At 57.5% G+C, this 7652-nt stretch carries 4 protein-coding genes; all 4 read left to right on the plus strand.

Going from position 1 to position 7652, the window contains the following annotated elements:
* The first annotated feature begins 1257 nt into the window (after window positions 1–1257).
* The 4 genes from FLX08_RS26620 (at window position 1258) to FLX08_RS26635 (ending at window position 7599) form a co-directional block, all read left to right on the plus strand.
* On the plus strand, window positions 1258–1536 hold the full coding sequence (locus FLX08_RS26620) for a hypothetical protein (RefSeq protein WP_142622535.1): 279 nt from the start codon (window positions 1258–1260) through the stop codon (window positions 1534–1536).
* Window positions 1537–1770: 234 nt separating this feature from the next.
* On the plus strand, window positions 1771–2511 hold the full coding sequence (locus FLX08_RS26625) for a DUF5677 domain-containing protein (RefSeq protein WP_142622537.1): 741 nt from the start codon (window positions 1771–1773) through the stop codon (window positions 2509–2511).
* A 478-nt stretch (window positions 2512–2989) separates the two neighbouring features.
* Window positions 2990–5104, plus strand: coding sequence for a site-specific DNA-methyltransferase (locus FLX08_RS26630; protein WP_142622539.1), 2115 nt, complete (start codon window positions 2990–2992; stop codon window positions 5102–5104).
* Window positions 5101–7599 carry a DEAD/DEAH box helicase gene (locus FLX08_RS26635; protein ID WP_142622542.1) on the plus strand — a complete coding sequence of 833 codons (2499 nt, stop codon included), beginning with the start codon at window positions 5101–5103 and terminating at the stop codon, window positions 7597–7599. Before FLX08_RS26630 ends, FLX08_RS26635 begins: the two co-directional genes overlap by 4 nt.
* The last annotated feature ends 53 nt before the right edge of the window (window positions 7600–7652 follow it).

Consider the following 7652-nt stretch of genomic DNA (forward strand, 5'->3'; position numbering starts at 1 on the left):
GACACGCGCAGCAGGTGGCCGAGCGGCTACAGGCGGGAGAGCGCGGCCAGAAGATGTGCGATTCAGGATCAAACGATCCTGATATACAAATCGCGACCTAACCATCACTTTGTGTATCGAGCGTCGCTGCTGCTGCCTCAGCTTCATCTGAGCGTCTTCCGCCGACTTCAGCATGCGTACGAGGCGCTCGACTCGTCGAACCAGCCTCTCGCGGTCCCTCAGTCTCATGTGATGTCCTTACAGGGGCGCCCCCTCCAGGGGGATTTCGAAGCTTCCCCGCGAAGGTTTGGGCGCCTTGATCCGCCCCCATTCGCTAGGGGTGGCAAATCGCGGAGGTTCCCATGCTCAGGGACGTCCGACTGGCGGGTCAAGACGTCGTGGAAGTCGAGTCGCAAAGAGGCGTCCGGAGGGGCACCATGTGATTCACCGGAAATGGTGCGACCCCCGGGGTACCGCCCAGGGGTCGCAGGTCCGGCGCATCCACCAATTGCAGCCTGAAGGAGACGCCGCATGCCCAGAGTACGACGTAATCCACCCCCCAAAGGCCCCCAGCGCCTGCCTCAGCGCTGGATCTTGATCCTTACTGTCGCAGCAACCATCTCCGCTCTCGTGAGCCAGACGGAGGGGCCGACAGCAGCACTCATCTCCGGTCTGCTGGCAGCAGGCACTCTTCACAAGGTGATCGAGTAAGCACGCACGACCCCCATCAACGCGCTGCGTGAACGGGCTTGTCTCCACCGGAAGACCGCCGGCGGGGACAGGCCCGCTCCGGGTTCCAGTCGATGGGCAAGATCAGGGTCCCCGCCGATGGCCTCCCCTTGCCTCGAACGGTCCAGGCTACCTGCGGAAACGTCTTCAAGATCATTGCACGCATATTTGTGGACCGGCGACAGACGGGGGCTCAGAGTGGCCTACGGCTGCATGGGCCCGAAAAGCAGAAGAGGCCCCGGAGGGCCTCTGATCTGCTGTTCTGCTGGTGGCAGGTCCAGGGTTCGAACCTGGGTAGGCTGAGCCGACGGTTTTACAGCGCGTGACCATTCCAGGCGCTTCGGTGCTCTTAACCTGCGCCGGAGCCCGCTCGCCCGACCCTGATCGTCAAGATCATTGCACGCATATTGCACGGCAAGACGATCACGCTCTGGCCGTCGGCCCTGCGCACGCCTTGGCACTGAAACTCGCGTTTTCGTCGCCCATCAGTCCGAGATCTAGCGAGCCATGTTCAGGTAACGGCCTTGCTTGTCTAGTCGATCTCTAAGCATGACCACTGGTGATTCAAGAGAACTCCCAGGCTGGCTCGGCGGGCTGGCTACTTTGGTTGCCCTGGTAGCAGGAGCATGGGGCTTATGGTGCACAGTCATCGGCTTCACAGGGGGCGTGCTGCCTGTACCGTTCATCGAAGTCGAGGTGTCTGGTGGGCTTGCTACTGGGCTGCTCATGCTCTTCATCGGCGAGCCAATTCTGATGACGCTCGCCTATTGGGCGTTCATGCTCGTATTTGTTCCGCTCGGTCTGCTCTTCGCTCGGCGCCCTGCCTGAAAGCCGTCCTCATGCAGAATCAGGGCGCGCGTTCAGCTACCGTCCCCTGCTCCTCCCCCGTTCTCCTCGTAGCTGCCGGACCCCAGGACGGGACCGTCGTGTCAAGGGTCAGCGAAGCTGATCGCGAAGCGACGCCGCAGGCGCCCTTGACTCGGCGGGCACGGCTGGGACACTCACGCAGCGAGGAGGACGCAGGGCCATCCGACAAGTGGGACGGGGAGCGAAGATGTTGTCATGACTAACCTTACGGCGGCCGATCTTCAAATACGCGGGATCCCGGCGATAGAGAAGCTACTTGATCTGGCAAACAACGAAATTCCGATCCCGCTAGGTCCGGGCAACCGCGCCCCGGTGGTTGCCTACGGACTGTTCATGAATCTCGCCCACCAGGCATACGCGCTCATGCTTCTTCGTGAGCAGGACGCTGACCATGCCTGCGCCGCACTCCGCCGCTCACTTATCGAGCACACCGCCTCCCTTCTATGGTTGGCCGATGACACCGAGAAGGCGGTCAACGCCATCAACCGAGGGCTGCAGTACACACAGAAGAAGCTGAAGGAAGCAGCCCACAAGGCCGGCATGGGCCAAGACGAGAGAACACAGGCTACGCTTGCCGCGACGTTAGCGGAGCTCTTGCCCTCCGCAGAGACGCATCTACTACAACACTCGAAACTTGTTGACGCCTATCTCGGACCTACCCTCGGCGCGATCTGGCATGCAGAGTCGGGGTACGCCCACCCCTCAATCCATGTTGTCCGCCTGTACGTAGAGCAGAACGGCGATGATACGAAGCTCCACAAGCGACCGCGCTTGGATGCTGCTCAGCAGACCGTAGCTACCTGCCTCTATGCGCTCTACTGCGGAGCTCTTGCACTCAACTCTTTGACGCAGGAGCCTCTTTGGGAGCCAACACTGCGAAGTATCGCGGAGGACCTGGGCCTATCAATGGAGTTGCCACGACGGAACACAACCTGAACGACGGGGACGAGACCTCGTGCGACTACTGGCCCTGGGTTGATGGCGAGGGCTGCAGGTGGCGGTGCGTCCTTTGACCGGCGGGTGAAGCCCGGCACGGCGGGATGATGTGCACGGAGTGCGGCCCGAGCTGCCGGCGGCCGGGACCGGCCCCCAGGCCGCATGCCCGGCCGCCGAGCGGGCGTAGGGCCGCGAGGCGGCGCGGAGCGCCGCCCTTGATACCTATGAGCCCAATTCGGCAATCGAAGACACTCTGTCGCCGCGCAATCCCAATACGCCTCCCGTTAGACCATATGCGACCTTTACGGCAGTTCTTGCCTAACAGGCGTTTAGGTGCGTATATGTCTTAAAACATCCCCTCATGTACGGTTTGTTACGAAACAGGCGCATGATCGTGACGTGTGGCACACTATCTCTACTTTTGACTCGGCCGACTTGAGGCGCTTTGGGATTCCCCAAAGGCAGGCGTGGAGGATATGTGGCTCACATCGACGCCCTGATCGACAAAGTGGCCGATCCTGCTCTTCGTCAACTACTACATGAGCAGGTTGCCACCCTCCTGACCAGGCAGTCGTTCGGCCTCGTCTACCAACAACACAAGCCCGAGACGGTCGAGCTATACGACTACAAGGTGCGCCGCAACTGCACCGTAAGAATCCTTAGCGAGGATGATGACTCGCTCTACCGAGTAGTGAAGGTTTCTGACGGAAGTGCCGCCATAGTCTCTCTGACGGAGCGCGCCGAGAGTCGACTTATTGGTATATCAGACTTGGTCGTAGTGAGGGAGTTTGGCGAGCCTATCTACCCCGGCCTGAGACCTCTCGGCTCCGTAGAACGAGGCGCCAGCAAGCCCTTTCACGTAGTGATGAACGCCGAGAACTTTCATGCTCTTGAAACACTGTTATATACGCATGAGCGCAAAGTTGACATAATTTATATCGACCCGCCCTACAACTCTGGCGCTCGCGACTGGAAGTATAACAACGACTACGTCGACAGCGTCGACCAGTACAGGCACAGTAAGTGGCTGGCGATGATGGAACGCCGACTACGATGCGCAAAAAGATTGCTCGATCTTTCGGACTCTGCACTCGTAGTCACTATTGATGAGAACGAAGTACATCATCTCGGCATGCTGCTAGAGCAGCTTTTCCCCGAGGCAACACGACAACTAGTTACCATTGTCACTAACCCTAAGGGTGTCACGCGCAGCACCCTTTCAAGGGTAGAGGAGTACGCCTTCTTCTGCTTCTTCGGATCGGCAATAGCTAGCAGTATCTCGGATGACTTGTTGACTCCCGGCGGCGAGGACGTCCGAGAAGGTGAGGATGTACGACCCCGATGGAAGGGGCTCCTCCGCTCCGGCTCCAACTCTCGTCGAGAACAGCATCCGACCTTCTTTTATCCCATTCTGATTGACCCGGATACGCGGAAAATTCTCGGCGCCGGTGCCTCACCACCGCTCGAAGAGAATCCCGACCCGGATGCTCTCGTTGACGGTCATACGGCAGTTTGGCCAGTGCGTAGGGATGGGACATGGGGACGCTGGATGCTAAAGCCGCAGACACTTCGAGAGTGGGCCGCCAAGGGCTATGTGGCGCTCGGAAACTATGATGCTGGTCGCAAGACCTGGGGGATCTCATATCTGACTACGGAGTTTCAAAACCAGATTGCCGCCGGCATCCTGGAGGTTAGATCAGTTGATCCGGTTACCGGTGTAGTCGATGCTGTCTATGCAAATGAAGCGTCGTCGAGTCGACGAGTTAAGACAGTTTGGCATCGGACTGCTCATGATGCTGGCGTAGGCGGCACGGCCGTTGTCGAAGGTCTTGTCGGCGAGAGAGCCTTTGATTATCCGAAGTCCGTCTATGCGGTCCGTGACACCCTCGACCTGCTGACAAGACATAAGCGCAATGCCGTAATCGTCGATTTCTTTGCTGGCTCTGGCACCACTCTACATGCGACCGCAATGCTTAACGCTGAAGATGGTGGTCGGCGCCAATGCATCCTAGTCACGAACAACGAGGTCGGTCCGGAACGCCAGCGACACCTTAGAGCTCAAGGTCTCACTTCGGCTGATGAGGAATGGCAGAGGCAGGGTATCTTTCGCCACGTCACCCGGCCCCGTGTGGAGGGCGCGATTCTTGGCAAACGAGCCAACGGAACGCCAGTGCCCGCATCCCTTAAGAACGCGGATGGGAGCCAGATGTCTCTCGGACTGCAGGAGAACGTAGAGTTCTTTGACTTGACGTATGAAGATCCAGACCTCATCAGCCTTGGCAAAAAGTTCGATGCGGTGGCCCCGCTATTATGGCTAAAGGCGGGTGCTCGTGGGGCACGCATCCGAAAGGCATGTAAGACGTGGACAGCGCCGGACGATGCTTATTACGGCATTTTATTCGATATCGATTATTGGCGTGAGTTCGTCGAAGCCATTCGGAAACGGTCCGACATCACTCATGCCTTCATAGTTACCGATTCAGATGCAACTTTCCAACAGATCATTTCCGAGCTACCGACCAATGTTGATAGCACACAACTCTACGGCGACTACCTGAGCACCTTCGAGATTAACACCAAGGGGCAGGTTTGAGATACATCCTCAAAGACTATCAGTTCGCTGCGACCAACGAGATAGTTAAAGCGCTTCGACGTGCTGGCAAGGACTTTGAGGACGACCCTAATAACCTGTGGTCAATCGCCTTAAGCGCGCCGACAGGTGCGGGCAAGACGGTTATCGCCACCTCGGTGATCGAGACTCTGTTCGACGGTAGCGGTAGCTTTTCGGCTGATCCCCTGGCGACGGTCTTGTGGGTCACGGATGACCCCGCGCTGAATGAGCAGACCAAGAGAAACATGCTCCAAGCGTCGTCGAATCTGGGGCCGAGCCGTTTGATTACGATCGATGCAGGGTTCGACGAAGAGCAGTTTCAGCCACTTCGGGTATACTTCCTCAACATTCAGAAACTAGCGCGAAGTAATCCGCTCTCGCGGAGCAACACCAATCTTCGCACATATTCACTCTGGGAAACGATCTCAAACACAATCAGGGATAACGGCGCACACTTCTATGTGGTGATAGACGAGGCGCATCGCGGGATGAAGCAGGAGAGCGACCGCACGACAATCGTCTCACGCATTATTAATGGACAGCCCGGTATCAACCCCCCGGCTCCAGTTGTATGGGGAATCAGTGCTACACCAGAGCGCTTCATCCAGGCAATAGGACGATGGAACCACCAGCGCTCGACTAAGTCGCTCGTCGTACCACTTGAGGATGTTCGAGCCTCTGGGCTTCTCAAGGACAAAATCATCCTCGACAATCCTGCCGCTGGCCAAGTAGAGGGAGATACCACGCTCACTAGAGCGGCCGTCATACAAACGCTGCACTTTGAGGAGAGTTGGCGCAATTACGCGCAAGCTCAAGGCGAGCCCCCCGTAATGCCCGTACTCGTGGTGCAGGTGCCTAACAAGCCGACCGATGCCGAAATCGGCGAGTTACTGTCGGCCATTTTTGATTCATGGCGTGGACTCAAAGATGAGAACGTGGTCAACACCTTCGGTGAACATACTGCAATTAGCGTCGCCGGCCATACAATCAACTACATGAAGCCGCAGGACATCCAGGACGATGTCTCCGTCCGCGTGGTGCTCTGCAAGGATGCCATCTCTACGGGGTGGGATTGTCCGCGCGCCGAGGTCCTCGTTTCACTTCGGAGCGCTGCCGACTATACCTACATAGCTCAGCTGATCGGCCGGATGGTGCGTACGCCTCTAGCCCGCCGCATACCGACCGACCAAACCCTGAATGATGTCCACTGCTACCTGCCTAAGTTCAACAAGCAACAGGTGAAGGACATCGTCGATAGGTTCGCCGAGGGTAGAAATGATGAGCCCCCCGTCGAAGTGATCACGGACCCCCTGGTCCTTGAGCGTAATGAGAATGTACCCGGCGAGCTAATGGACCTTGTCCAAAGTCTGCCGACATATGTCGTGCCCGGACGTATCTACCGCACACAGATCTCGCGGTTACACACCTTGGCAACGCTGCTCACGGGAGACCACGTAGTCGAAGATGCGATTGCACAGGTGCGCATCTATCTCAATGGTGTTCTCACCGCACAACGCGCACGGTTAGAAGCAGAGGGCACCTTCCAGGCTGATCTAGCGCGCGTCCGAAGCCTCAAAATTGAGAGGTCGTACAGTCTCCTCGCCGCTGAATCCATGAACGATCTACCTCCCATCGTCTCCTACGAGATGGACCGCGACGACAATAATATCGAGGACCTATATAAGGTCGCCAAGCGTAAACTCCCCGAGGGAGTGGCAACGAACTATTGGAACGAGGTTATCAACTCCCAGACGGATGATGAATATGACCCAACCGAAGCCAAGGCTATTACTGCTGTCCTCGCGCTAAACCCGGAGGTCGTTGAAGCTGTCGAGGCTGCTGCGGAGCAGCTAGTACGAACTTGGCTACGTGAATACCAGCGATCAATTTCCAAACTGCCGGACGCACGGAAGGTAGCGTACGAGCCAGTTAAGCGTGAGACTCGTAGTCCTGAGCTGACCGATCTGGTGCTTCCGGGCTCGATGGTAGTGAGCGATCGCGGTCGTCGATGGGAAAAGCATCTACTTTCTGCTGAGGACGGTACTTTCCCCTGTGCCTTAAAGGGTTGGGAGGTGAAGGTACTTGAACGTGAGTTGGCAGACGCTGACCTCGTGGGCTGGTACCGTAATCCGACCGGCGGAAATGCATCCCTACGCATTCCCTATAAGGGCACAGAATTCGACCGAGCAATGTATCCGGACTTCATCCTCTTCCACACTACGGATGACGGGATTAGGCCATCGATAGTTGACCCTCATGGTTTTCATCTATCCGATGCCGCGACTAAACTAAAAGGCCTAGCGGCCTATGCCTCCGATCACTTCGGCCAGTTTCACCGCATCGAGGCGGTTGCCGAGGTAGAAGGACGGCTTTTAGCGCTTGATCTTCGGTCCGACGCGGTCCGTGAAGCGATTGCGAATGTCAAGGACAGCGGCGTCAAGGAACTCTTCGTAAGGCATGGAGGCGACTACAGTTGAGGTCTTCGGCGTCGTCGTCAACCTCGCGCGAATTCTCCCTCCCAAGGCTTGCT

It is taken from the genome of Microbispora hainanensis (assembly GCF_006874475.1).
Classification (GTDB): domain Bacteria; phylum Actinomycetota; class Actinomycetes; order Streptosporangiales; family Streptosporangiaceae; genus Microbispora; species Microbispora hainanensis.